Genomic DNA, 25,518 nt, shown 5'->3' with positions numbered 1-25,518 from the left:
CCCTGATGAGCCCCGGTCCCGACGCCCGACTGCTCGACGCCCGCCAGTTCGACGTTCGCGCCCGCGCGCCGTTGCGCCTGGGCCTGGCCGGCGGCGGCACCGACCTGTCGCCCTATTGCGACCAGTTCGGCGGCGCCGTGCTCAACGCCACCATCGACCGCTTCGCGTTCGCCCACCTTGTACGCCATCCGCAGGGGCGGATCGGTTTCCGCGCCAGCGATATCGGCGGCGAGGAGACCTATGACCGGTTCGACGAGGTGCGCCTCGATGCGGGGCTGATCCTGCACAAGGCGGTCTATCGCCATGTGGTGGAGACCTATCTCGACGGCCAGGCGCCGCCGCTGATCGTCTCGACCACCATCGATGCGCCCGCGGGCTCCGGTCTGGGCTCGTCCTCGGCCCTGGTCGTGGCTCTGATCGAGGCCTTCCGCGTGGCGCTCGACCTGCCTCTGGGTCCCTACGAGGTGGCTCGCCTCGCCTTTGAGATCGAGCGCGTCACCCTGGGCCTGGCCGGCGGGCGTCAGGATCAGTACGCGGCCGCCTTCGGGGGCTTCAACTATATCGAATTCCTGCCCGGTGAGCGGGCCCTGGTGAACCCCCTTCGCGCGCCTCGGGCCCATCTCAACGAGTTCGAGAGTTCGCTGGTGATCTGCTTCTCCGGCCAGTCGCGCCGGTCGGACACCATCATCCAGGAACAGATCGACGGTCTGGTGACCATGAACCCAGAGACGGTCGAAAACATGCACCGCCTCAAGGCGGACGCCGGGGCCATGAAGGAAGCCATTCTGCGCGGGCGCACCCGCGAGGTGGCGGAGATCCTGCAGCGCTCCTGGGTCGCCAAGAAGAAGACCGCCAAGGGCATCGCCACCGACTGCGTCGACCGCCTGTTCGAGATCGCCATGGCCAAGGGCGCCTGGGGCGGCAAGGTGTCCGGCGCCGGCGGCGGCGGCTTCCTGATGTTCTGCACCGATCCCGAAAACCGCTATCGGCTGATCCAGGCCCTGAACGCCGAGGGCGGCCAGGCCAGTTCGGTCAAGCTCACCTTCGACGGCGCCGAGGCCTGGACGGTTCCCCGGTGAGCGTCACCCAGTGCGTGCTGCTGGTCGGCGGCCTCGGAACCCGGCTCGGCGACCTGACCGCCCAGACGCCGAAGCCGATGCTGGAGGTCGCCGGCAAGCCGTTCCTCGAACACCTGCTGGCCAAGGCCGCCGGGCACGGCTTTCGCCAGGTGCTGCTGCTGGCGGGGTTCCGCGCCGAGGTGCTGGAGACCTGGCTCGCCCGTGACCGCGTCGCCGAGCGGCTTGGCCTCTCGATCGAGGTGATCGTCGAGCCCCAACCCCTGGGAACGGGCGGCGCCCTGATCCAGGCCCTTGACCGGCTGGACGACGCCTTCCTGCTCGCCAATGGCGACACCTGGTTCGACTTCGACTGGCGGGCTCTGGCCGATCGCGCCGACACCCCCGTCGTCATGGCCCTGCGCCAGATCACGCACGCCGACCGTTATGAGACGGCCGTGCTGGAGGCGGGGCGTGTCCTGGCCTTTAAATCCCGCACCGGCGCCGCGACGCCCGGCCTGATCAATGGCGGGGTCTATCGCATCGAAAAGGCGGCCCTGCCGGACCGGACCGGCGCCTGGTCGCTGGAGGCCGACCTCCTGCCGCAGGCCGCGGCGGGGGGGCGGTTGGGGGGTGAGGTGTTCGCCGGCGACTTCATCGACATCGGCGTCCCGGACAGTTTCGCCGCCGCCCAGGACCTGCTGCGGCGCTGAGCCGCACACGGCGCGCGGGCAGATCGATTGCCCCGTAAAGTCACGAATCCCTTCGATGTGGGACAATTCCCTGAATGCGTTGGACATCCCGCGGTAGGTAAGGGCGCGCGCGGGACCCGCGTTCAATGAGCCCAGTTTCGGACGCGCCGTGATCCTACCCGTGACGGATCGCCACTAGAGGGCGCACGTAGGGTCGGAATGTCGAGAGAGACGTTGGATACGCCCGGCTCGGGCTATTTCTGCCGAACCTTCGCCTTTGGCGCATGGCGTCTCTAGCCCTCGGCGTCCTGTCGCGAGATTTGGGATCTGCGGTGAATGGAGCGATTATTCACCGCATTTATTGCGGTAAATATCCTTGCCCTTGCGGTGAATATTCGTCACAATCGCCGCATCAGGAGCGGCGATTGTGACGATCTACATTTACCAACAAGAGGGTTGGCCCAATCTGAGGTGGGATCAGAAGCGCCTGCAAGAGCCCCTCGCCAGAGTTCGTTTGCGCCAAGGTAAGCTGCTTGGCCGCATGGAAGCCCTCGGGTTCCAACAGCGTGCAGAGGCCGTTCTTGCAACCCTCACCGAGGACGTCCTCAAGTCCAGTGAGATTGAAGGCGAGCTCCTCGATAAGGAGCAGGTTCGATCCTCAATCGCTCGCCGCCTCGGCATGGATATCGGCGCGCTCGCACCTGCTGATCGCAACGTCGAAGGCGTTGTCGAAATGATGCTGGACGCCACGCAGAATTATCGAGCGCCCCTCACGGATGAGAGGCTTTTCGCCTGGCACGCAGCCCTGTTTCCAACCGGGCGCAGCGGGATGTCGAAAATCATTGTCGGCGCCTGGCGAGACGCGTCCTCAGGACCCATGCAGGTGGTGTCGGGCCCAATTGGCCGCGAGCGCGTCCACTATGAAGCGCCGAGCGCAGATCGGCTTGCTAATGAGATGCGCGCCTTCCTGGACTGGTTTGCTGGGGATACGCCAATCGACCCCATCATGCGGGCAGCGATCGCACATCTGTGGTTCGTCACCATTCATCCGTTCGATGATGGCAACGGGCGGATCGCGCGTGCCATCGCCGACCTGGCCTTGGCCCGCTCGGAGCAAAGCTCACAGCGGTTTTACAGCATGTCGGGTCAAATCCGGATCGAACGGAACGCCTATTACGACATGCTGGAAGCCACCCAAAAGGGCGATCTCGATATCACCAAGTGGCTTCTATGGTTCCTGGAATGTTTAGAGCGCGCCTTCGATGGCGCCGAAGCGCTTCTCGCCAATGTCCTGCGAAAAGCCCGCTTCTGGAAGGCCATGGCCGGCCAGCCCCTAAATGAACGCCAGACGGTCGTGATCAACCGCCTCCTTGACGGTTTCGAGGGCAAGATGACGACGTCGAAATGGGCCAAGATTGCAAAGACCTCCACCGACACCGCGCTGCGCGACATTGACGATCTCGTTCGGCGACGCATCTTCGTCAAAGATGCTGGCGGGGGGCGCAGCACGAGCTATTCACTCATCGTCGCACCTGCCGATGCGCTACGCGCAGTTAGCGCTTACACGCGCGCCCATTCCGCCATACCCGCCTGGGAAGGCGCTCAGATGCCGAGTCCTGAGGAGGTCGCCGACCGCCAGCACGCCATCGAGAACCTAGCAGCGAAGATTGAAGGCCTGGCGCAATTGAGCGAAACCGTGCCGGTCAGTCACCGCGACTTCGAGGCCATCCTGCACGACCTCCATGACGTTGGCTTCCACCCTGAGAATGACTTGGTGTCGGCCGTGGCTTTTGCGCTCCGGCGATCGGATAGAAGCGGGGCATGAGCCGGATCATGACCATCGATTGGCTCCTGGATGAAGCCTTCCAGGCGGAGCCGCCAACCGTGCGCTTTGCCACAAATCGAAAACGCCACGCTCATCGACCGAAGCCTCCGGCCCAGCACGGGTAAATCCCAGACCATCTGGGACCTCATGGACGGCGTATTTCGAGGCGTCGAGCGCCGGCGCCGCCTTGACCTGAGAGGGGACTGGTCGGATCACGGGCTCGCCGAGGACCCTTCCGCATGACGACCCTCCCAGATCGATGCATGTCCAAGCGCCCGGCGGTGTGGATCGCGCCGCTGCTGGCCCTAGGCCTGGCGGGCGCCGCGGCGGCGCAGACGCCAGTTAAGGTGACGATTGACCTGCGCCCCGCGGCGCTGCGCAACACCACCTCGCCGGACAAGGCGATGGGGGCGGGGATCGACGGCGCCCAGCGGGGCGACATCGACCGGCTGTTTTCGGGTCACAACGTCGCCCGCATGCGCTCGGCCGGGCTCAAGCCCCTGACCTACCGACTGAGGACCGAGCTGGGCATCGAGGCCTGGCATTGGGGCGGTGAGGGGACCTGGAGCGATCCCGCCCACGCCCAGGGCTACTGGGTGGGCGACGACCGCCAGACCCAGCCGATCCTGACCTCCTGGGGCTACAAACTGCCCCGGCGCGGCGACACGATCGATAACGCCAACAACAATGACTATTCCCGCCTGACGGACGGGGACCTCGCGACCTTCTGGAAATCCAATCCCTATCTGGATCTGAGCTATACCGGCGAGGCCGAGGCCCGGCCGCAGTGGCTCGTGGTCACCCTCGACGATACGACCCCCGTCGACGGGATTGAGATCGCCTGGGGCGAGCCCTATGCCACGCGCTACCAGGTTCAGTACTGGACCGGGGCCAACGACTACGACCCGACCGGCCGCTGGGTGACCTTTCCGCACGGGACGGTGACCGATGGCCATGGCGGGACCGTGCGGCTGAAGCTGGGCCCGGCGACCATGCCCGTTCGTTATGTCCGCGTGCTGCTGGAGGCGGCCTCGGGAACCGCCCCGGCGGGGGCGACCGACGTGCGCGACCGCCTAGGCTATGCCGTGCGGGAGGTCGGCGTGGGCCGGTGGGGCGCCGACGGCCAATTCCACGACCTTGTCCGGCACGCGCCGTCCCACACCGGCCAGACCCAGACCCACGTGTCCTCCACCGATCCCTGGCACCGGGCCATCGACCGCGATGTCGACCTGGAAGAGACCGGCTTCGACCGCATGTTCTCAAGCGGCCTGACCAACGGCCTGCCGATGCTGACGCCGGTCAGCGTGCTGTTCGACAATCCCGAGAACGCCGCCGCCGAGATCCGCTACCTGAAGCGCCGCGGCTATCCCATCCGCCAGATCGAGCTGGGCGAGGAGCCGGACGGCCAGTACGGCGACCCGCGCGACTATGGCGCCCTCTATCTGCAGGTCGCCAAGGCGATCCGGGCCATTGATCCGGCCCTGGAGCTGGGCGGCCCCAGCCTGCAGAGCGGCTTCACTGAGGCCTATATGCTGCCCGGCGAGACGCCCTCCTGGACACGGCGGTTCGTGACCTATCTGCGCAGCCGCGCCCGGCTGGACGATCTGCAGTTCCTGTCCTTCGAGCACTATCCCTTCGACGACATCTGCGGCGACATCCCCGCCAAGCTTAGGGACCAGAGCCGGCTGATGCGCCGGGTGATCGCCCAGCTCCGCGCCGACGCCGCCCCGGCCAAGCCGCCGCTGGTGATCGCGGAATACGGCTTCTCGGCCTTTTCCGGTCGGGCGATGTCGGAAATGCCCAGCGCGCTGCTGATGGCCGATATCGTCGGTCAATTCCTCAGCGAAGGCGGCCAGACGGCCTACCTCTTCGGCTATCCGCCCAATGTGCCGATGAACCAGCATCAGGCCTGCGCCGGCTTCGGCAACATGATGCTGTTCCAGGCCGATCCGGACGGTCAGGCCAAGGACCCCATGCCCTCCTACTTCACCGCGCGCATGCTGTCGGGCGACTGGATGCAGGCGGGCGCGCGGCCCCATCGGCTCTACGCCACGACGGTCGTGGGCGGGGAGGGGGCGGTCACCGCCTATGGCTTGGTGCGGCCGGACGGCAAGGTGAGCCTGCTGCTCGTCAATCGCGACGCCGAAGCCCCCGCCCAGGTCGCGCTCGGCGCCGTCCGACCGGGATCCGCCGCGTCCGCGCCCCTCCACGGCGCCGCGCAGGTCGTCCAGTATTCGCCGGCCCAGTACAGCTGGATCTCCGACGGGGTCGCCAGCCATCCCGGGCGGGATCTGCCGCCGGAACGCCGTAGGCTTGATCGATGGACCGGAGAGTTGGTCCTGCCGGCCAGTTCGGTCACCGTGGTCACCGTAACTCCCCCGAGGTGATCTCGTATCGCGAGGGGCGTTACAGAAGCAGGTTGCGGCCCGAGGCGTCACAGGCGCATCGGCGGGTGGGCTTGCTCGCCACAGCTGCGCCTGTGGTGTCACCCGACATGTCCATGCGCTTGGGGCTAAAGCGATTGGACGTGGGGTCGCAAAATATCGACCGTTGCGGTCAAACCCTGAGCCTCCATGTCTAGGAGAAGGCTTTCGGCGGTGATTTCAGGTCTCTTAAAACGTTCCCGCATTCGCCTGACGGCGGCGACGCCGCGGCCGATGTCGAGCGCCAGCGTATCGGCAATGAAAGCATCCGCCGACTTTGCCTCAATATTGAGTGGACTAAGCAGGTTTTGGGGGAAGTCCTTCAGGTTTTCCGTGACGATCAACGCGGCCTGCGTTTTAAGAGCTGCTGCGACGACATGAGCATCTTTGGGGTCGGGTAGATCGACGCAGATTGAGAGCAATGCGCCAAAGTCAGCAACGCAAGCCTCTTCGAATGCCGACTCCATGCTCGCCCGGGCTTTCTTGGCGCGTTCGGGGGCGTCCAGTACGCCCTTCTTGGCGAGAATTTTCTCGATCGCGAGTTCAGTCTCCGCGAGGATGGGGGCAGACCAGCGAAGGCGAAAGAATTCCGCCTCCGCTAAAGTTAGAAGCAAGTTCCGCCTCAGAGCGTTCGCCAGCGAACAAGCATCAACGATGGCTGTAAATCTGTTCGCGAACACGCCTCAAAGATGCTCCGCGTCCAACTCCGCCAGGTCGGCGAGGGACTTGGCTCGCTGAGCGTCCCGCCTTCTCTTATAATCGAAGAGATGCTCGGCCTTTATGCGTCTATGTCGCCCGACCAGATCGTGCTGGATTTGCCCTCGATCCAATAAGGAAACGAGGTGGGGGCGAGAAACATTCAATATATCAGCCGCTTGTTGCGTTGTGAGCATCTGGCTCACAGGCACGAGAGTTACCGCGTCGCCCCGACCGACGTGGCGCAATAACTCCATCAGAAGATGAGAAAGGCCCGGTGTGAGAACGATCTCCGCAGACCTATTTTCTTCATCCAAGATGCGGAGCCGTTGGTCGGTAGCCGGGGCGCATTGCGCGGCTAGAATTTGACGCAGTTGATTGGCCGCGGCCCGTTCATCGGCGGAGGGCAACCGATCGCCGAACGCCTCGGCGAACGATGGAAGGGTCATTGAGATGGCTCCCGGTTAGATGGGCTATATAGCCCATATTCGAAATAAACGCAATTATCGAAATAAACGAAAGACGCTCCCGGGGGCCTCAAGTCGCGAGGGCTTCGAAAGACCCGGCCGAATTCGACCGATCCCATTGAGCTCGCGTGCCGCCCGTCGGATCCTGCCGTCTTCATTTTAGGCCTGCGGACAATCGCTCGGTCGCGTCCGTGGCGCGGAGGTGCGGCCTTGTGGCGTGTCGATCGATCTTTGCGCTTACGGGCATCCAGATGATCGGGGCGATCATGACAGACGGCGCCGCGTCGCCACGCCGAGTGGGCTCGTTAAGGCGACCTGAAGTCGTACTCGGGGTCTATGCTTCACCCTGGGTATGCGACGATTTTGGGTTGCCTCATTTTGAGTGCGTCAACCTATCGGAAACCATATCAGCGGACTTCTGATCCTTGAGTGCGCTGGGCCCTATTGTGGGTTGGGTGCGACCGTGGCGCGCGGCCTGGTGAGGTTCCCATGTTCAAGACCATTGATGATCAGCGTCGGTTCGGAAACCGCGTGTTGGGTGTCGTCCTGTGGGCGCTGGCGGCGGCGACGGTGGTCGCGGCCCTCGTCCTGAAGGGCCCATGGCTTGGCCTCGGGATCGGCGCGGCCGTGCTTGCCGGCGGGGCCACCCTGATCTGCGCGGGCGACCAGCAGGGGGCCGCGGGCCGCATGGCGGTGGCCGCGGCGATGATGGGCAATGTCTCATTGCTGGTGGCCGCCTTCCGCGGGCATGGCTGGCAGATCGACATGCACATGGCCTATTTCGCCGCCCTGGCGGCCCTGGTGATCTATTGCGACTGGCGGGTGATCCTGGCCGGCGCGGCCGTGGTGGCGGTTCACCACCTGACCTTGAGCTTCCTCTTGCCGGCGGCGGTGTTTCCGGGCGCGGCTGGGCTCGGCCGGGTCCTGGTCCATGCGGTGATCCTGATCGCCGAGGCGGCCGTCCTGATGTGGATCTCGCAAAGCATCGTCGGCATGTTCGCCCTGTCCGACAGCGCCGTGCATCGCGCCGAGGAAGCGCTGGCGCTGGCCAAGGACTCCATGGTCAAGGTCGAGGCCGCCCATGCGGCGGAAGAAGAAGCCTCCCTGGCCCGCGCGCGCCTGCAGGCGAGCGTCGACGAGGAACGCGCCCTGGTCACCGAAACCCTGGCCCAGGGCCTGGAGCGCCTTGCGGGCGGGGACCTGTCCCATCGCCTGACCCAGGCCTTCGCCCCGCAGTTTGAGAAGCTGCGCCGCGACTACAACAACGCCATCGGCAAGCTCGAAGAGACCATCGGCGCCATCAAGGGCTCGACCGACGGCATGCACGGCGCCATCGGCGAACTGAACCAGGCCGCTTCGGCCCTGTCGCGGCGCACGGAGAACCAGGCCGCCAGTCTTGAGGAAACCGCCGCAGCGCTCGACCAGATCACCGCCACGATCAGCCAGTCGGCGGCCAACGCCAAGCGCGCGGCGCAAGTTGTGGTCACCACCCGCCAGGGCGCCCAGGAGAGCAACCAGGTGGTGACCGACGCCGTCGCCGCCATGAGCGAGATCGAGGCCTCGTCCAGCCAGATCGGCCAGATCATCGGGGTCATCGACGAGATCGCCTTCCAGACCAATCTGCTGGCCCTCAACGCCGGGGTCGAGGCGGCGCGGGCCGGCGAGGCGGGCAAGGGCTTCGCCGTCGTCGCCTCGGAAGTCCGCGCCCTGGCCCAGCGCTCCGCCGAGGCCGCCAAGGAGATCAAGGCCCTGATCTCCACATCGACCGCCCAGGTGGGATCGGGCGTGCAACTGGTCGGCCGCACCGGTGAGGCCCTGCGCATCATCGCCGGTCAGGTCGCCGAGATCGACGAGCTGGTCGCCAATATCGCCGCCTCCGCTCAGGAGCAGTCCTTAGGCCTGGCCCAGATCAACGGCGCCATCAATCAGATGGACCAGGCGACGCAGCAGAACGCCGCCATGGTCGAGGAATCGACGGCGGCCACCCAGTCCGTCGCCAACGAGGCCGACGCCCTGGCCCGCGCCACCGCCCAGTTCCGCCTCAGCGGCGCGGTCGCCGCGAGCGGCCGTCCGGCCTTGCGCCGGGCGTCCTGAGGCGCCGGCCGCCTCGGGGCTGGGGCGGCGGTCGCCCCCCGGGCCGGGCGCTGTGGCGACAGTGCGTCGCACAATTGGCGGAAAGCCTTGCGAGGCTGCGTTCCTGTCCCTAGGGGCAGCCAACAAGCTTCGCGGGCGCCGTAACGTTAATCGAGAGTCGGCTGGACCTCGTAAATTCACCATATACTGTCTGCAACTTGGCCGGATGCTGCAGCCCATGGGAGAAAATTCCGGAAGGTAACCGGTTTCCTAACGCTTTTTTCCTTGGGCGGGCTCGCCATTTTCCACGTGGGTGACTATTCGGTGGGGCTCCGGGTCCGGCGGTGTCCGGCGTCACCAAGGAGTTCCGAGCTTGTCCCAGGCCACGTCGATTCCGGGTCTTCGTCCCGCGCCGACCAAACACGCCAAGCTGGTCGAGTGGGTGGAAGGCATCGCCGCTCTGACGCAGCCGGACAAGGTCTACTGGTGTGACGGCTCGGATGCGGAATGGGACGCGCTCACCAAGGAGCTGGTGACCGGCGGCACGCTGAAGCCCCTGAATCCCGAAAAGCGCCCGAACTCGTTCTTCGCCGCCTCCGACCCGCGCGACGTGGCCCGAGTAGAAAGCCGCACCTTCATCTGCTCCGAAAACCCGGAGGACGCCGGTCCGACCAATAATTGGCTCGACCCGACCGAGATGCGCGCCGACCTGCAGGACCTGTTCAAGGGCTGTATGAAAGGCCGCACGATGTATGTCGTGCCGTTCAGCATGGGCCCGCTCGGCTCCAAGATCAGCCAGCTGGGCGTCGAGATCACCGACAGCGCCTATGTGGCCATCTCGATGCGCGTCATGACCCGCATGGGGAAGGGCGCTCTGGACGAGATCGGCGAGGACGGCTTCTTCGTCCCGGCCGTCCACTCGGTGGGCATGCCGCTGGCTGACGGCCAGAAGGACGTTCCCTGGCCCTGCAACGAGATCAAGTACATCGTCCACTTCCCGGAAAGCCGGGAGATCTGGTCCTACGGCTCGGGCTATGGCGGCAACGCTCTCTTGGGCAAGAAGTGCTTTGCGCTCCGCATCGCCTCGGTCATGGCCCGCGATGAGGGCTGGTTCGCCGAGCACATGCTGATCCTCAAGCTCACCTCGCCCCAGGGCCAGGTCCGCTATGTGGCCGCCGCCTTCCCGAGCGCCTGCGGCAAGACCAACATGGCCATGCTGCAGCCGACCCTGCCGGGCTGGAAGGCCGAGACCATCGGCGACGACATCTGCTGGATGCGCTTCGGCGACGACGGCCAGCTCTACGCCATCAATCCGGAAGCCGGCTTCTTCGGCGTCGCGCCGGGCACCGGCGAAGAGACGAACAAGAACGCCATCGCCTCGCTGCATTCCAACAGCGTCTTCACCAATGTGGCCCTGACCCCCGACGGCGATGTCTGGTGGGAAGGCCTGACCAAGACCCCGCCGGCCAATCTCACCGATTGGAAGGGCCGTCCCTGGACGCCCGAATCCGGCGAGCCCGCCGCTCACCCCAACGCCCGCTTCACCGTGCCGGCCGCCCAGTGCCCGGTCATCGCGCCGGAATGGGAAGACCCCAAGGGCGTGCCGATCTCGGCCATCCTGTTCGGCGGCCGCCGGGCCAGCGCCGTGCCGCTGGTCACCGAGGCCTTTGATTGGGCGCACGGCGTGTTCCTGGCCTCCAACGTCGCCTCGGAAGGCACCGCGGCGGCCGAGAACAAGATCGGCGAGCTGCGCCGCGATCCCTTCGCCATGCTGCCCTTCTGCGGCTACAACATGGGCGATTACTTCGGTCACTGGCTGAAGATGGGCGCTCAGGCGGCCGACCCGTCCAAGCTGCCGCGCATCTATTTCGTCAACTGGTTCCGCAAGGACGAGAACGGCAAGTTCGTCTGGCCGGGCTATGGCGAGAACAGCCGCGTGCTGAAGTGGATCGTCGAGCGCCTGGAAGGCGAGGCCGAAGCCAAGGACACCCCGATCGGCCGCCTGCCGGCGCCGGGCGTCCTGGACACCTCGGGCCTCGACCTGACCGACGCCCAGCTGGAGCTGCTGCTCACCGTCGACCCGGCGGTCTGGGCGGAAGAAGCGGCCCTGATCCCGCCGGCCTATGAGAAGTTCGGCGATCACCTGCCCAAGGCGCTGTGGGCCCAGTACGAGGCCCTGGTCGCCCGTCTGGCCAAGGCGCGCAATCCCGAGCTGGCCGTCGCCGGCTAGAGACTTCAGGCCTGCTCTCCCGCGGCGGGGGGCAGGCCGGTCCGCCTAGAGGATCAGGCGCGCGCTGTGCTCGCCAATCTCGAGCGTGGCGCCAAAGGCCGCCGATCTCGCCTTGATATCCTTCAGAATTCGCGCCGCGTCGGCGACCTGGGCCAATGACGGGACGCCGCGCGCGGCCAGGTCCTCGGGCCCCTTGGGACTTTCGGGGTTGAGCGTGATCGGCGTCAGGTCCAGGCCGCTCAATCGCCCCTCGTCGAAGCGACAGGCGGCGATCACGCTGTCCCAGGCCCTGGCCGGATAGGTCCCAGGCGGGGTGCGGGTCTGGAAGATGAAATTCCCCAGGCCATAGAAGGCCGGCGCCCCCTGCAGGATCTCGATCCCGTGCAGCACCGGCGCGCCGTGGCTGACATAGACGCCGGCCCCGGCCGCGACACAGCGATGGGCGAGCGCCCTCTGCCAGTCGGGGGTGACCTCCATGTCGTCGCCCCACAAATGGTTATGGTGATAGGCGATGACGGTCGCGCCCTGCGTCCGCGCGGCCGCCAAGGCGTCGAACACCCGGGCCAGGTCGGCCTCGTTCAGCACACCCGGCCGATCTTCCCGCACCTCATTGACGCCGGGATGGTCCGGCCCCGCCGCCCCGCCGGGCCGCACCTTGCCTGTGGCGAAGGCCACCAGGGCGACCCGGCCGTCCGCCGTGACGCCAGGCGCCGCCGCCTGGGCGAGGTCCGCGCCCGTGCCCGCGAAGGCGAGGTTGGCGGCCTTCAAGGCCCCGAGCGTGGACAAGACGCCGCCGGTCCCCAGGTCGAAGGCGTGGTTGTTCGCCGTGGCGACCAGGCCGACCCCGAGCGCCTTCAGATCGTCGATCACGGCGGCGTCCGCCGTGTGCAGGGTCAGCGCCTCGCGGGTCGGATCGCCGGTCAGCTCGCCGCGGATCACGGTCTCCAGATTGGTGAAGACGACATCGGCGGCGTGCAGCCGGCGCGTGATGGCGGCCCGGCCCGGCCAGGGCTCATGGCGCAGGTCGTGCTGGATCAGGGCCTGGCCGAGCAGGGTCAGGCGCAGCGCGCGCGGGGTCGCCAGGGCGGCGCGCGGCAAGGCGAGGGCGCCCAGGGCGGTCAGCGCAGCGCGGCGTGTCGGCGTCATGGTGCGGCTCTCCGATCCGTAGCGACCATAAGCAGGCTTCGCGGAATTGGTCATGTCATGCCGTCTGCGCATGACCTGATCAGCTTCGCCAATGGCGTTGCGCCGAATTTTCCGCCCCGCCTAGGGTCGAGCGTCGGCAGGGGGCCCATGCGCGGTCGGCGCAGGGCGGGGTCGACCAACTGAGGGGTCTGTCTATGCAATCCTTGAACCTGCGCGCCCTGCGCGCTGGAACCGCCTTCGCCGCGCTGCTGGCCGGCAGCGTGATGGCCGGGGCGGCGACGCCGGTCCTGGCTCAAACCGCCACGCCCGACACCGTCGAGGAAGTGATCGTCACCGGCTCGCGCATCCAGCACAAGGACGCCGACACGGTGGGGGTGGTCACCACCATCACCGAAACCGACATCAAGAACTCCGGCGCGGGCTCGGTGGGCGAACTGCTGCAGAAGCTGCCCGCCGCGGGCGTCAGCCTCTCCAGCAATGGCACCCAGGGCACCTCCTACGGCGCCAGCTCGATCAATCTGCGCTATCTCGGCGGGGCGGAAGGCAGCGGCAACCGGGTGCTGGTCCTGGTCGACGGCCACCGCTGGGTCGACGGCGTGGGCCAGCGCGGCTTCCGCGACTTCGTCGATCTCAACACCATGCCGCTCGGCATGATCGAGGGCGTGGAGGTCCTGAAGGACGGCGCCTCGGCCATCTACGGCGCCGACGCCATCGCCGGGGTGGTCAATATCAAGACCGGCCGCGACTTCGACGGGATCAAGGCCCAGGCCAAGTACGGGGTGACCTCCGAGGGCGACGGCCAGGAATATTCGGGCGTCGTCAATTTCGGCAAGCGCTTCGAGGCCGGCGCCCTGCTGGTGTCGCTGAGCTATGTGAAGGACGAGCCGATCCTCACCGCCGACCGCGACCTGACCCGCGTGACCCTGGTCCCGCAGACCGCGGTCGGGACCAGCCCGAACGGCCTCTACATCCTGCCGGGCCTGTCCAATAACGCCTATTTCGGCACGGCCAGCGGCTTCGCATCGTCGACCTCGCCGGTCGCCTTCAATGCGGGCTCCACGATCGGGGCCGGGTCGCTCGCCGACAACAGCTTCCACACCGCCACCCTGCCGGGCGACGCCTATAACACCCAGGCCCAGGGCATCTATTCGACCGGGCCCAGCGAGCGCTACGGGATCTACAGCCGGTTCACCACCGACCTGACCGACAAGGTGCGGCTGAAGGTCGAGGGGCTCTATAACGAGCGCAAGTCCGACCAGCTGTTCTCCCCGGTCCTGCTGGACATCGGCGGCTCGGCGGGCACCATCCGCGGCTTCGCCATCTCCAATAGCCAAGCCTACAACCCCTTCGGGACGGCCAATGGCGTGCCGACCGCCAACGCCGTGGGCTTCGCCGCCAACCAGGCCTGGCGGATCCGCAAGGTGATGACCGAGGTCGGCAACCGCGACAACGTCCAGGACGTGGTGACCTGGCGCCTGGCCGGCGGCCTGGACGGCGAGGTGAAGCTGTTCGACCGCGACTGGAAGTGGGACGTCTACGCCCTCTATTCCAAGAACAAGATCGACTCCAAGGCGCTCAACAGCGTCAACTATGACCGTCTGGCCCTGGGGCTGAGCTCGGCCTGCGCGACGACCGCGGGCTGCGTGCCGATCAACCTGTTCTCGCCGATGACCTCGCCATGGCCGACTACATCCGCTACACGGCGCGGGAATCCAACAGCACCGAGATCTACGACATCTCGGCCAATATCACCGGGGAGCTCATCCAGCTGCCGGCCGGGCCCCTGTCGATCGCCGCGGGCGTGGAGCATCGCCGCAACGCCGCCGACGACCACCCCGACGCCTTCGTCAATGCGACGCCGACCTATATCCCCTCGGCGGCCAGCGGGTCGGCCTTCGCCAGCAACACGACCACCACCGCCCAGACGCGGGTTCCGACCAAGGGCCACTACAGCCTGAACGAGGTCTATGCCGAGGCCGCGATCCCGGTGCTGAAGGACGCGCCGCTCGCCCGCAATCTCGATGTCAGCCTGGCGCTGCGCTATTCCGACTATGACACCGTCGGCGGCGACACCACCGCCAAGGTCGGGATCGGCTGGCGGCCGATCGAGGACATCCTGGTCCGCGGCACCTATGCCCAGGGCTTCCGCGCGCCCTCGATCCTCGAGCTTTATCAAGGGGCTCGCCAGACAAGCTTCCAGGGCACGGACCCCTGCAATGGCGGCGCCTCGGCCCATCCGGACCTGCCGGGCTGCGCCGGCGTGCCCACCGGCTACAACCAGGCCAACTACAATCTGAACGGCCTGATCCCCGGCACCATCTCGGGCAACAGCCAGCTGAAGCCGGAGACCGCCGACACCTACAGCTTCGGCGTGGCCCTGAAGCCCCGCATCGCGCCGGGCCTGACCGCCACCGTCGACTGGTACAAGATCACCGTCCACGACGCGATCGCCTCGCAGTCGGCGACCCAGATCCTCAGCCTCTGCGCCCAGCAGGCAGGCGTGTTCTGCGGCCTGGTCACCCGCGACAGCGGCACAGGCGCGATCACCAACCTGCTGCAGGGCTCGCTGAACCTGGCCCAGATCGAGACCTCGGGCGTCGACACGACCATCCGCTATGAGTTCAGCACCGACCTCGGCCGGTTCGCCGCGGTGGTGGACGCCTCCTATCTGGAGAGCTTCAAGACCACGAGCCCCAATCCCACCGGCGGCGCCCCGATCGTCGACGAGCGGGCCGGGAAGGGCGATCAGCCCCGCTCGACCTATCCGCACTGGAAGGGCCAGGCCTCGCTGCGCTGGGACAACGGCCCGTGGAACGCGCTCTGGCGCGGCCGCTATATCGGCGACAGCACCGACGTCGTGAACACGGTCAAGGACGCGACCACCAAGGCGATCTTCTACAATGACCTGGAGGGCGGCTACGCCTTCGACAAGTACGACACCTCGGTCAGCGTGGGGGTCAGCAACCTGTTCAACCAGGCGCCACCGGCCTCCTACGCCAATGCGCCGATCAACTACGACATCTACACCTATGACGCCCGCGGCCGGTACATGTACGTCCGGGTCAGCGCGCAGTTCTAGGATCGGTTCGGGGGGCGGCCGCAGACGCCCCCCGCCGGCTTCCGGCGCGACAGTCTTGAGGTATGCCCATGCGCCCTGCGCCTGACGATCACGGCCGGCCCGCCGGATTCCGCCTGCATCCGGTGCTGGTGATGATCGCTGTCATCGTCTTCGCGGCCCTGCTCACCCACCTGGTGGACGCGGGCAAGTTCAAGCGGGAGGGCAAGCTCGTCGTGCCGGGCACCTATCACGTGGTGGCCAAGATCAACGGCCCGCCGGCCCTGTTTTCGCCCACCGCCCCGGACGCCAAGGAGAAGCCGGCGCGGGCGGCCAGCGTGGTCTCGCTGTTCACCGCCATCCCGGCCGGCATGTCCAAGAGCGCCGCCCTGATCTTCATGGTCATGTTCATCGGTGGCATGTTCGGGGTGATGCGCGCCACGGGCGCGGTGGACGCCGGGGTGAACCGGCTACTGCACCTGACCTCCAGCAATCTCTATGTCCTGACCCCGATCCTGATGATCGTGCTGGCGTTGGGCAGCACCTTCCTGGGCTTCATCTCGGAGTATCTGGTCATCATCCCGATCGTGGCGGTGATCGGACAAAGGCTCGGCATGCCCAATCTGTTCGCCATGGCGGTGGTCGGCGTGGCGGCCAAGATCGGCTATGCGGCCTCGGTCACCAACCCGGTGGCGCTGGCCGTCGCCCAGCCGCTGGCGGGCGTGCCGGTGTTCAGCGGCATGGGGCCCAGGTTCGCGATCTTCGCCCTGTTCCTGGCGCTCGGCATCGCCTTCGTCCTGGCCTTTGTCCGCCGCGCCGAACGTCACCCTCCGGCCGAGACCGAGATCGACACCGCCCGCCTGACCCTGCGCCAGACCGGGGTCCTCCTGGCCCTGCTAGGCGGCAGCGTCGCCCTGATCATCGGCACCCGCCAATGGGACTGGGGCAATCCGGAGCTGGCGGCCGTCTATATCGCCATGAGCGTGGTGATCGCCGCGGTGGGCGGGCTGTCCGCCTCCGCCACCGCCGACGCCTTCGTGGACGGCATGAAGTCCATGACGCTGGCGGGCCTGCTGGTCGGCCTGGCGGCGGCCGTGGAGGTCATCCTGCGCGACAGCCAGGTGTTGGACACCATCATCAACGCCGCCACCCGCGCGGCCCAGGGCCATTCCCCGCCCGTCGTGGCCAACGCCCTGATGGGCATCGAGATGGCGCTCGACGTGGTCATCCCCAGCGTCTCGGGCAAGGCGACGCTCAGCATCCCGATCCTGGCGCCGATCGCCCAGGCCTCCGGCATCGGCGGCGAGCCCCTGGTCATCGCCTTCCTGCTGGGCAGCGGCCTGATGAATATGCTCACCCCCACCTCGGGCATGCTGCTGGCCTATCTGGCGACCTCGCGGGTGGGCTATCTCGAATGGGTCCGGTTCATCGCCCCGCTCTGGCTGGTCCTGGTGGCCCTGGCCGGCGTGATCCTGGCCCTGGCCAGCGTGCATCTATGAGCGGCGCCCAGGAAGACGATGCCCCCGTCTTCACCCCGCCGGCCGACGTCCATGTCACGCGCGATGTCATGGTGGTGATGCGCGACGGGGTGCGGCTGGCCACCGACATCTACCGTCCGGCGCAGGGCGGTCGGCCCTTGGACGCGCCCTTGCCGGTGCTCCTGGAGCGGACGCCCTATGACAAGCGCGGGGTCAATCACGGCGACCGCACCCGCCGTGATCCTGTCCCGCGCTCCAAGCCGGAGCTGGCGGTGGAGTTCGTGCGCGGCGGCTATGTGGTGGCCCTGCAGGACTGCCGCGGGCGCTATGGCTCCGAAGGGGTGTTCGAGAAGTATCTCAGCGAGGGCGCCGACGGCTACGACACCGTGGGCTGGCTCGCCGACCAGGCCTGGTGCGACGGACGGGTGGCGACGCTGGGCCTGTCCTATGGCGCTCACGTGCAGAGCGCGCTGGCCTGCCTCAATCCGCCGGCGCTCGCCGCCATGTTCCTGGATTCCGGCGGCTTCTCCAGCGCCTATCACTCGGGCATCCGCCAGGGCGGCGCCTTTGAGCTGAAGCAGGCGACCTGGGCCTACAAGCACGCCCTGCTGAGCCCGGCGGTCCGGAACGATCCCCAGCGCCTGGCGGCGCTCAAGGCCCAGGACCTCAAGGCCTGGTTCAAACGCATGCCCTGGAGCGAGGGGGACTCGCCGCTCAGCGCCGCGCCCGACTATGAGAAGTATCTGCTGGAGCAATGGCGCGAAGGTCTGTTCGGCCCCTATTGGCGCCAGAACGGCGTCTATGCGCGCGGCGCCTATGACGCCTACGCCGACGTGCCCATGGTGCACATGTCAAGCTGGTTCGACCCCTATGCGCTCACCGCCACCGAGAACTATCTGGGCCTGTCGGGGCGAAAGACCTCGCCGGTCAAGCTGGTGCTCGGCCCCTGGACCCACGGCCAGAGGTCGGTGACCTATGCCGGTGACGTCGACTTCGGGCCGGAGGCGACCCTCGACGGCGCCCTGGCCGAGACCTATGTGGCCCTGCGGCTGGCCTGGTTCGACGCCTGGCTGAAGCCGGAGCCGGGCCCCGATCCCCTGCCGCCGGTGAAGCTGTTCGTCATGGGCGGCGGCTCCGGGCGCAGAACGCCGGAGGGCCGCCTGGACCACGGGGGGCGCTGGCGCGACGAGACCCAATGGCCGCCGGCGGCCGCGCGGCCGACCGACTTCTTCCTGCGCGCCGACGGCGGCCTCACCCCGGCCGCGCCGGACGAGGTCGAGGCCTATCAGGACTATCTGCACGATCCCCTGAACCCGGTCCCGACCATCGGCGGGGCCATCGCCTCGGGCGCCCCGGTCATGGAGGCGGGCGCCTTCGACCAGCGCGAGAGGCCCGGGGTCTTCGGCTGCGCGCCGCCCTATCGCGCGCTGGCCGCGCGCGACGACGTGCTGGTGTTCCAGACCGCCCCCCTGGAGGCGGATATCGAGGTGATCGGGCCGGTGCGGGCCGAGCTGTTCATCGCCTCGTCCTGCGTCGACACCGATTTCACGGTCAAGCTGGTCGATGTGCATCCGGCCTCCGCGGACTATCCCGAGGGCTTCGCCATGAACCTCACCCACGGGATCCTGCGGGCCCGCTACCGGGAGGGCTTCGACCAGGAGGTCCGGCTGGTTCCGGGCGAGGTCTACCGGATCGTCGTGGAGGCCTTCCCGACCGCCAACCGGTTCCTCAAGGGCCACCGCATCCGCCTGGACGTCGCCTCAAGCAACTTCCCGCACTTCGACGTCAATCCGAACTCGGGCGAGCCCGAAGGCTACGGGCGCACTCCCCGAACCGCGCGAAATCGGGTCTATGTCGATCAGACACGGCCCTCGCGCCTGATCCTGCCGGTCATGGCGGACTAGGGCGACGCGGGCGGGGAGGGGGCCATGAAGCTCAACCTGCGCAGCCTGGAGGCGTTCCGGGAGACGATGATGAGCGGCTCGGCCACGGCCGCGGCCGCCCGCATGGGCCTGACCCAGCCCGCGGTCAGCCGGCTGATCGCCCAGTTGGAGCAGGAGGCGGGCTTTCGCCTGTTCTATCGGGAGAAGGGGCGTCTGAATCCGACACCCGAGGCGCTGCTGATCTATGAGGAGGTCGACCTGGCCTTCGGCGGCCTGGACCGGATCGACGCCCTGGTCCGCGACATCGCCATGTTCAATGCGGGCCTTCTGAAGATCGTGGCCCCGCCCAGCCTGTCGGAAGGCGCCCTGTCGATCATCCTCACCCGCTTCCTGGCGCGCTTTCCCAAGGTGCGCGTCAGTATCGATTCCCGCAGCACCGAGACGGCGCGGGCCATGGTCGCCAACCGCACCGCCGACTGCGGGTTCGTGAAGCTGCCGATCAATCGCGGCGACATCTCCACCGTGGTGCTCTCGACCAGCGAGACGGTCTGCGTCCTGCCCCACGACCACCGCTTGGCGGCCCATGAGATCCTCACGCCGGAGCTGTTGCGCAACGAGCCCCTGGTCCAGCTGGGCTCCGGCGCCTGGACGCGCCGCCAGATCGACGACGCCTTCCGGTCCCGCGGCGTGCTGCCAGACGTGAAGCTGGAGACCCACACCGTGGGCTCGGCCTGCGCCTTCGCCGCCCAAGGCGTAGGCGTCGCCATCGTCAACGCCATGATGGCCCGCGACTTCATTCGCCCGGGCCTGGTGACCCGGCTGTTCCAGCCGCAGATCCTGCACGAATACGCCTTCATGACCTCGGCCCTCGCCCCCATGAACCGGCTGGCGGCCGCCCTGCTGGAGGAGGCCAAGATCTATTTCGAGGCCCAGCCGGATGTCCGCCCGGCCGCCTGATCCCGGCCCCCCCTGACGCGGATGGCCCAAATGATGCTAGTCAGGCCCGGCGCGCCGGTCCTTGGCGCGGTTCGCGAGATCACGATGCTTCTGAACCCCTTCACCCAGACCCCCGCCAAGCTTGGCGTCATCGGCCTGGGCTATGTCGGTCTGCCCCTGGCTGTGGCCCTGGCGGAAGCCTACGACGTGGTGGGGTTCGACATCAGCGAGGCCCGCATCGCCGAGCTGAAGTCCGGCCATGACCGCACGCTTGAGGTCGATCCGAACGAGCTGAAGGCCGCCAGCCGGTTGACCCTGTCGCGCGACGAGGCCGACCTTGCGACCTGCAACGTCTTCATCGTCACCGTGCCGACCCCCATCGACGCCCATAAGCGCCCGGACCTCGGCGCCCTGATCTCGGCCAGCCGCACGGTCGGGCGGGTGATCTCCAAGGGCGCGGTGGTGGTCTATGAATCTACCGTCTATCCCGGCGCGACCGAAGAGGACTGCGTCCCGGTGATCGAGCAGGTCTCGGGCCTCAAGTTCAACCGTGACTTCTTCGCCGGCTACAGCCCCGAGCGCGCCAACCCCGGCGACCGGGCCCATCGCCTGTCCACCATCATCAAGGTCACGGCCGGCTCAACGCCGGAAGCGGCCGCCTTCGTCGACGCCCTCTATGGGGCGGTGGTGACCGCCGGCACCCATCTCGCCAGTTCGATCCGGGTGGCCGAGGCGCCAAGGTGATCGAGAACACCCAGCGCGATCTCAACATTGCGCTGATCAATGAATTCTCGATGATTTTCAATCGCCTGGGCATAGATACTCAGGAGGTTCTGGCGGCCGCCGGCACCAAGTGGAACTTCTTGAAATTCCAGCCCGGCCTGGTCGGCGGCCACTGCATCGGGGTCGATCCCTATTACCTGACCTTCAAGGCCGAGGCGGTGGGGCACCATCCGCAGGTCATCCTGGCCGGACGGCGGATCAATGACGGCATGGGCGCCTATGTCGCCGAGGCCATGGTCAAGGCGCTCATCCGCCGTGACGTGAAGGTGCGCGGCGCCCGCGTCCTGGTCATGGGGCTGGCTTTCAAGGAGAACTGCCCGGACCTGCGTAACACCCGGGTCATCGACATCGTCAGCGCGCTTCAGGACTACGAGGTCGCCGTCGACGTCCACGACCCCTGGGTCGACGCCGCCGAGGCCCAGCACGAATACGGCGTCACGCCGGTCGAGCATCCCGAGCCCGGCGCCTATGACGGGGTGGTCGTCGCCGTCGCCCACGGGGCCTTCCACGCCATGGGCCTGGAGGCGATCCGCGCGCTCGGCAAGCCGGGCGTGGTCATCCAGGACCTCAAGGCCATGTTCCCGAAGGACGAGACCGACTTCCGGCTCTAGGGGCAGATCGGGACGGGCCGGGCGGCCCGCCCCTTGGGCCTCAGACTTCCGCCGAACCGCCGTCGCAGGGCACGACAGCGCCTGTGGTGTAGGCGCTAGCGCGGCTGGACAGGAAGATGGCCACGCCAGCGATGTCCTCTGGCGTGCCGATGCGGCCGCGGGGGTTCGACTTGGCGATGGCGTCGCCGGCCCGGGCCAGGGTCGCGGCCATCATGTGGCTCTGGAAGGGGCCCGGTGCGATCGCATTGACCAGGATGTTCTCGCTCGCCAGCCGCTTGGCCAGGTGGCGGGTCAGCATGATGCAGCCGGCCTTGGAGGTCGAATAGGCGTAGGTCTCCAGGCCCGGAGGCTCGATGCCGTTCACCGAGGCGATGTTGATCACCCGCGACGGATGCTCGTGCGTGGCGGCGGCGCGAAGCTGGGGCAGGAGCTTTTGGGTCAGGAAGAAGATCGACTTCACGTTCAGGTCGACGGTCTTGTCCCAGCCGTCCTCGGGATACTCGTCGATCGGCGCGCCCCAGGTGGCGCCGGCGTTATTGACCAGGATATCGAGCTTGGGCTCGCGCTCGGCCACCGCCGCAGCCAGACCCTCGATGCCGGCCATGTTCGACAGGTCGAAGGGGAGCGAGATGCAGGTCCCGTACTTGGACAGCTCCTCGGCCAGGCCGTCGCAGACCGAGGCCTTGCGCGACGAAATATAGACCTTCGCGCCGTTCTCCACGAACCCGCGGGCGATCATCTCGCCGATGCCGCGGCTGCCGCCGGTGACCACGGCCACCTTGCCCTCGACGCTGAACAGATTTTTCAAAATAACGTCTCCTGAAAATGCGGGATCGGCCTCGCCCCGACCCGGCCCGCAACCTAGCGGGACCGGCGGGGGAGGCCAGAAGTTTTTCGAGCAATCGGTACGGACCCCTGTCAGGGCTCGAGGTCGAAACCCTTGGAGAGGTAGGTCTCGGCCATGGCGCAGTGCATGGCGACGCCGCGGGCCATCACCCGCTCGTCCAGCACCATGCGGTTGGAGTGCAGGGCGCAGCAGGATCGCCAGTCGCCGCCTTCCGGCGTCGCGCCCAGGAAGGCCATGGCGCCCGGAACCTTCTGCAGGACATAGGCGAAGTCCTCAGCGCCCATGGCGGGCGAGGGCATGGTGCGCCAGGCGCCGGGGCCGAACAGCGCTTCGGCGGTCCGCTCGAACAGGGCGGCGGCCTCGCTGGTGCAGACCGTGACCGGGAAGCCCGGAATGATCTCGACGCTGGCGTCGGCGGTGTGGGCCTGGGCGATGTGCGGGGCCAGCCGGCGCAGGCCCTCGTGGGCGAGCTCCCGCGAGCGCTCGGAGAAGGACCGGATGGTCCCTTCGATCACCGCCGATTCCGGGATGACGTTGTTGGTCGTACCGGCCTGGATCTTGCCCACCGTGATCACGACGGGATCGAAGGCGGGGATGCGGCGGGTGACCATGGCCTGGATGGCGGTGACGATCTCGCAGGCCACCGGGATCGGGTCCAGGGCGTCGTGGGGCGCCGAGGCGTGGCCGCCCCGGCCCTTCACCGTGATGTGGAAGACATCGGCCGCCGCCAGCAGGGGACCTGCGCGGCCTGCGAACACGCCGGTCGGAATATTGGGCGAGATGTGTAGGGCGAAGGCGGCGTCGGGCAACGGGTCGATCAGGCCGTCGTCCAGCATCCAGCGGGCGCCGTGAAAGCCTTCCTCACCCGGCTGGAACATGAACATCACCGTGCCGGCCAGCTGGTCGCGCCGGGCGCAGAGCGCGCGCGCCGCGCCGACCAGCATGGCGACGTGGGTGTCGTGGCCGCAGGCGTGCATCGCCCCGTCGGTGCGCGAGGCGAAGTCGAGGCCGGTGTCCTCCTGCAGGGGCAGGGCGTCCATGTCGCCGCGCAGCAGCACGGTGCGGCCATTGGCGGGCCCGCGTAGCACCGCCACGAAGCCGGAGGTCGATGGGCCCTCATAGATCTCGAGCGGCAACCCCTCCAGCGCCGCCTTGGCCTTGGCGGTGGTCTTGGGCAGGTGCAGCCCCAGCTCGGGCTCCTCGTGGATCGCCCGGCGCAGATTGATCATCTCGTCCAGAAGGTCGTCGCCGGCCTCCACCCAGAACTTCGAAGAGGTGATCAGATCCATGGGACAACTCCGGACAGGTGGAAGGGGCAACATGGCCGGACGGCGCGTGCGAGGCAACGCCGCCGTCAGAACGGAATCGCCGAACCGTCCCAGGCGAAGAACCCGCCGCTGTCCTGAGGACCAAGCCCCGCGATCACCTCCAGCAGACAGGCCGCCGACTGGTCGGGCGTAAACAGGCGCTCGGTCGGCACCCCCTTTTGGAAGGGGTCGCTCAGGCCGGTGTCGACCGTGCCAGGATGCAGGGCGACGCAGATCGAGTGGGGGCGGGTGCGGGCCTGCTCGATCGCCAGGTTGCGGATCATCATGTTGAGCGCCGCCTTGGACGCCCGATAGGCGTGCCAGCCGCCCAGGCGATTGTCGGAGATCGACCCCACCCGCGCTGACAGCGCCGCGAACACCGATCGGCCGTCCCGGGCCATCAGCGGCAGAAGGTGTTTGGCGACCAGGGCCGGGCCGATCGTGTTGATCGCGAAGACCCGGGCCAGGGCCGTGGGGTCGAGGGCGCGGTAGGACTTCTCGGGCCTCAACCCAGAGCCATGCAAGACGCCGGTTGCGACGATCACCAGGTCCAGGGGGGGATGGCTCTGCAGGCGCGCCGCGGCCGCCGCGATCGAGGCTTCGTTCTCCAGGTCGAGCGTGAGCGACAGGGGATCGTCCGCGGGCGGGCGCCGCGAGGCGCCCAGCACGGACTCGAACCGGTCCTCCGCCCGCAGCCGGGCGAGCAGGGCCGAACCGATCCCGCCGGTCGCCCCGATCACCACCGCCGTGCCGGGGCGCTCGGTCATCCGGTCAGGCCAGGGCGGCGCGGATCAGGCGCTTGAAGCCCTCAAGGGCGGCGGCAGTGAAACGCGCATCGACGCAGCGCAGATCGTCGCCGGCCACGTGGTGGAAGCGGTGCACGCCGAACACGCCCGCCACCTTGGGATAGCCCGAGGCCAGAATGTGGGTGAGCTCGCCGGCCGCGCCGGCGCCGGCCGCATAGGGCGCCTCAAGGCCTGGCTGGCCCGCGAACGCCTCCCGGCAGGGGGCCAGCAGGTCCGGCGTCGCCATCAGGATCCGTTGGGGATCAGGGCTGGGCAAGGGCGCCAGCTGGCCGCCCAGCTCGTGCCAGTCGCGGGCGGCGACATTGGCGCCGAGATGCAGCCACATGGCCGTCTCCGTCGGGCGGGGCGCGATCTCCTCCAGCATGCGCGCGGCGCCCAAGTTTTCGTATTCGTGGCCACTGTTGCAGACGAAGGCGAGATCGACCGGCAGGTCGGCGCGGCTGGCCCAGTCGGCCAGGCCCATCCAGACCGCGACGCCCGGTCCACGCTCGCCCGCGCAGGCCGTCCAGCCTGAGCGCGGGGTCGAGACCACCAGCCATCGGCCATGGCCCTTGTCCCGGCGACCCATCAGGTTGAAGGCCGGGCGAAAGCCGCCGGCGCCCGTCACGGTCAGGCGGGCGGTCGATCCGGCCGCCGCCAGAAAGGCCGCGGCGTCCTTGGGGCTCAGCACCGCCACCGGGCGATCGAACATCGGCTTGTCGCCATCGGCGTTGAGCTGGATCGCCTCGCCGGTCGGACCGGTGGTGATCAGGATCACCGCGGCGGCCCCCGCGGCCAGGGCGGCGGCGGTCGGGCGGCGCACCGCCTCGACCTTGGCGCTGGACCAGCGGGCGTGGGTCAGGGGGATCAGGGCGATGGCGCCCGTCAGATCCTGGGGCTTGGACCAGGGCTCGCCGACCGCCAGCCGGCCGGCCACGCCCTCTGGCGGCGTGGGGGTGACAATGGCCAGGGGCAGGACCGGCTTGGTGGTCTCGCCGACCGCGAGCTCGGCCCGCGTCAGGTCGAAATAGGGCGTCTGGATGGTCTGGCGCGTGGTCGCGAAGCCCAGCGCCTGCAGGCGCGCTTCCATCCAGGCGCCGGCCGCCGTGTCGCCGGGGCTGCCGGAGACCTTGGATCCCAGGCCCACATAATGTTCGAGATCGGCCTTCACGCGCTCCGCGTCCACGGTGTCCCTCCCTGCCGCCATGGCCGCGCCAGGCGCCATC

Annotated in this window: 18 protein-coding genes and 1 pseudogene; 12 read left to right on the top strand and 7 right to left on the bottom strand. The window is 67.8% G+C overall.

What is annotated here, in order from left to right; all coding sequences use genetic code 11:
* The first annotated feature begins 5 nt into the window (after positions 1 to 5).
* From MQH10_RS10105 to MQH10_RS10090, 4 genes are all read left to right on the top strand, one after another.
* Positions 6 to 1,079: a GHMP family kinase ATP-binding protein gene (locus MQH10_RS10105; RefSeq protein ID WP_242563931.1), complete on the top strand. Its 1,074-nt coding sequence runs from the start codon at positions 6 to 8 to the stop codon at positions 1,077 to 1,079.
* Positions 1,076 to 1,768, top strand: coding sequence for a sugar phosphate nucleotidyltransferase (locus MQH10_RS10100; RefSeq protein WP_242563930.1), 693 nt, complete (start codon positions 1,076 to 1,078; stop codon positions 1,766 to 1,768). Before MQH10_RS10105 ends, MQH10_RS10100 begins: the two co-directional genes overlap by 4 nt.
* Before the next feature lie 406 nt (positions 1,769 to 2,174).
* On the top strand, positions 2,175 to 3,572 hold the full coding sequence (locus MQH10_RS10095) for a Fic family protein (protein ID WP_242563929.1): 1,398 nt from the start codon (positions 2,175 to 2,177) through the stop codon (positions 3,570 to 3,572).
* 263 nt (positions 3,573 to 3,835) lie between these two features.
* Positions 3,836 to 5,959, top strand: coding sequence for a discoidin domain-containing protein (locus MQH10_RS10090; RefSeq protein ID WP_242563928.1), 2,124 nt, complete (start codon positions 3,836 to 3,838; stop codon positions 5,957 to 5,959).
* A gap of 125 nt (positions 5,960 to 6,084) precedes the next feature.
* Here the strand turns inward: MQH10_RS10090 and MQH10_RS10085 are convergent, their stop codons facing one another.
* Together MQH10_RS10085 and MQH10_RS10080 are read right to left on the bottom strand one after the other, a co-directional pair.
* A complete protein-coding gene (locus MQH10_RS10085; RefSeq protein WP_242563927.1) occupies positions 6,085 to 6,675 on the bottom strand; it encodes a PIN domain-containing protein in 591 nt (196 codons plus the stop codon).
* A 3-nt stretch (positions 6,676 to 6,678) separates the two neighbouring features.
* Positions 6,679 to 7,140: a helix-turn-helix domain-containing protein gene (locus tag MQH10_RS10080; protein WP_242563926.1), complete on the bottom strand. Its 462-nt coding sequence runs from the start codon at positions 7,138 to 7,140 to the stop codon at positions 6,679 to 6,681.
* A gap of 507 nt (positions 7,141 to 7,647) precedes the next feature.
* Here MQH10_RS10080 and MQH10_RS10075 point away from each other — a divergent pair.
* Complete coding sequence (locus tag MQH10_RS10075; RefSeq protein ID WP_242563925.1) at positions 7,648 to 9,252, top strand: methyl-accepting chemotaxis protein; 1,605 nt, start codon at positions 7,648 to 7,650, stop codon at positions 9,250 to 9,252.
* 352 nt (positions 9,253 to 9,604) lie between these two features.
* Positions 9,605 to 11,461, top strand: coding sequence for a phosphoenolpyruvate carboxykinase (GTP) (locus tag MQH10_RS10070; RefSeq protein WP_242563924.1), 1,857 nt, complete (start codon positions 9,605 to 9,607; stop codon positions 11,459 to 11,461).
* 45 nt (positions 11,462 to 11,506) lie between these two features.
* Here the strand turns inward: MQH10_RS10070 and MQH10_RS10065 are convergent, their stop codons facing one another.
* Positions 11,507 to 12,661: a CapA family protein gene (locus MQH10_RS10065; RefSeq protein ID WP_242563923.1), complete on the bottom strand. Its 1,155-nt coding sequence runs from the start codon at positions 12,659 to 12,661 to the stop codon at positions 11,507 to 11,509.
* A 140-nt stretch (positions 12,662 to 12,801) separates the two neighbouring features.
* Between MQH10_RS10065 and MQH10_RS10060 the strand changes: the two are divergent.
* From MQH10_RS10060 to MQH10_RS10035, 6 genes and pseudogenes are all read left to right on the top strand, one after another.
* Positions 12,802 to 15,686 (top strand): annotated as a pseudogene (locus MQH10_RS10060) (TonB-dependent receptor).
* A 68-nt stretch (positions 15,687 to 15,754) separates the two neighbouring features.
* A complete protein-coding gene (locus MQH10_RS10055) occupies positions 15,755 to 17,161 on the top strand; it encodes a YfcC family protein (protein WP_242563922.1) in 1,407 nt (468 codons plus the stop codon).
* Positions 17,158 to 19,044, top strand: coding sequence for a CocE/NonD family hydrolase (locus MQH10_RS10050; protein WP_242563921.1), 1,887 nt, complete (start codon positions 17,158 to 17,160; stop codon positions 19,042 to 19,044). Before MQH10_RS10055 ends, MQH10_RS10050 begins: the two co-directional genes overlap by 4 nt.
* A 24-nt stretch (positions 19,045 to 19,068) precedes the next feature.
* Positions 19,069 to 19,980, top strand: coding sequence for a LysR family transcriptional regulator (locus MQH10_RS10045; protein ID WP_242563920.1), 912 nt, complete (start codon positions 19,069 to 19,071; stop codon positions 19,978 to 19,980).
* 84 nt (positions 19,981 to 20,064) lie between these two features.
* Positions 20,065 to 20,703 carry a nucleotide sugar dehydrogenase gene (locus tag MQH10_RS10040; protein WP_242563919.1) on the top strand — a complete coding sequence of 213 codons (639 nt, stop codon included), beginning with the start codon at positions 20,065 to 20,067 and terminating at the stop codon, positions 20,701 to 20,703.
* On the top strand, positions 20,700 to 21,353 hold the full coding sequence (locus MQH10_RS10035; protein WP_242563918.1) for a nucleotide sugar dehydrogenase: 654 nt from the start codon (positions 20,700 to 20,702) through the stop codon (positions 21,351 to 21,353). The genes MQH10_RS10040 and MQH10_RS10035 overlap by 4 nt, the downstream gene beginning before the upstream one ends.
* A 40-nt stretch (positions 21,354 to 21,393) precedes the next feature.
* On the opposite strand, the gene MQH10_RS10030 is transcribed toward MQH10_RS10035, so the two are convergent.
* The 4 genes from MQH10_RS10030 to MQH10_RS10015 all read right to left on the bottom strand — a co-directional run bounded on the left by MQH10_RS10030 (position 21,394) and on the right by MQH10_RS10015 (position 25,478).
* A complete protein-coding gene (locus MQH10_RS10030; RefSeq protein WP_242563917.1) occupies positions 21,394 to 22,161 on the bottom strand; it encodes an SDR family oxidoreductase in 768 nt (255 codons plus the stop codon).
* Between the two features lie 110 nt (positions 22,162 to 22,271).
* Entirely contained in the window at positions 22,272 to 23,489 is a 1,218-nt protein-coding gene (locus tag MQH10_RS10025) for a M20 metallopeptidase family protein (protein ID WP_242563916.1), read from the bottom strand.
* Positions 23,490 to 23,554: 65 nt separating this feature from the next.
* Positions 23,555 to 24,274: an SDR family NAD(P)-dependent oxidoreductase gene (locus tag MQH10_RS10020; RefSeq protein ID WP_242563915.1), complete on the bottom strand. Its 720-nt coding sequence runs from the start codon at positions 24,272 to 24,274 to the stop codon at positions 23,555 to 23,557.
* A gap of 4 nt (positions 24,275 to 24,278) precedes the next feature.
* Positions 24,279 to 25,478, bottom strand: coding sequence for a hypothetical protein (locus MQH10_RS10015; protein WP_242563914.1), 1,200 nt, complete (start codon positions 25,476 to 25,478; stop codon positions 24,279 to 24,281).
* Between the last annotated feature and the right edge of the window lie 40 nt (positions 25,479 to 25,518).

Origin of the sequence: Phenylobacterium aquaticum (assembly GCF_022695515.1) — a bacterium.
GTDB lineage: Bacteria > Pseudomonadota > Alphaproteobacteria > Caulobacterales > Caulobacteraceae > Phenylobacterium > Phenylobacterium aquaticum.
Note: the sequence above shows the minus strand (reverse complement) of the source record. Positions and strands in the feature narration are given on the sequence as shown.

Bases quoted from the DNA above. Each gene is read 5' to 3' on its own strand.
- MQH10_RS10105 (WP_242563931.1), top strand. From the start codon at position 6: ATGAGCCCCGGTCCCGACGCCCGACTGCTCGACGCCCGCCAGTTCGAC.
- MQH10_RS10045 (WP_242563920.1), top strand. From the start codon at position 19,069: ATGAAGCTCAACCTGCGCAGCCTGGAGGCGTTCCGGGAGACGATGATG.
- MQH10_RS10080 (WP_242563926.1), bottom strand. From the start codon at position 7,140: ATGACCCTTCCATCGTTCGCCGAGGCGTTCGGCGATCGGTTGCCCTCC.
- MQH10_RS10090 (WP_242563928.1), top strand. From the start codon at position 3,836: ATGTCCAAGCGCCCGGCGGTGTGGATCGCGCCGCTGCTGGCCCTAGGC.
- MQH10_RS10040 (WP_242563919.1), top strand. From the start codon at position 20,065: ATGCTTCTGAACCCCTTCACCCAGACCCCCGCCAAGCTTGGCGTCATC.
- MQH10_RS10055 (WP_242563922.1), top strand. From the start codon at position 15,755: ATGCGCCCTGCGCCTGACGATCACGGCCGGCCCGCCGGATTCCGCCTG.
- MQH10_RS10065 (WP_242563923.1), bottom strand. From the start codon at position 12,661: ATGACCAATTCCGCGAAGCCTGCTTATGGTCGCTACGGATCGGAGAGC.
- MQH10_RS10025 (WP_242563916.1), bottom strand. From the start codon at position 23,489: ATGGATCTGATCACCTCTTCGAAGTTCTGGGTGGAGGCCGGCGACGAC.
- MQH10_RS10075 (WP_242563925.1), top strand. From the start codon at position 7,648: ATGTTCAAGACCATTGATGATCAGCGTCGGTTCGGAAACCGCGTGTTG.
- MQH10_RS10020 (WP_242563915.1), bottom strand. From the start codon at position 24,274: ATGACCGAGCGCCCCGGCACGGCGGTGGTGATCGGGGCGACCGGCGGG.
- MQH10_RS10050 (WP_242563921.1), top strand. From the start codon at position 17,158: ATGAGCGGCGCCCAGGAAGACGATGCCCCCGTCTTCACCCCGCCGGCC.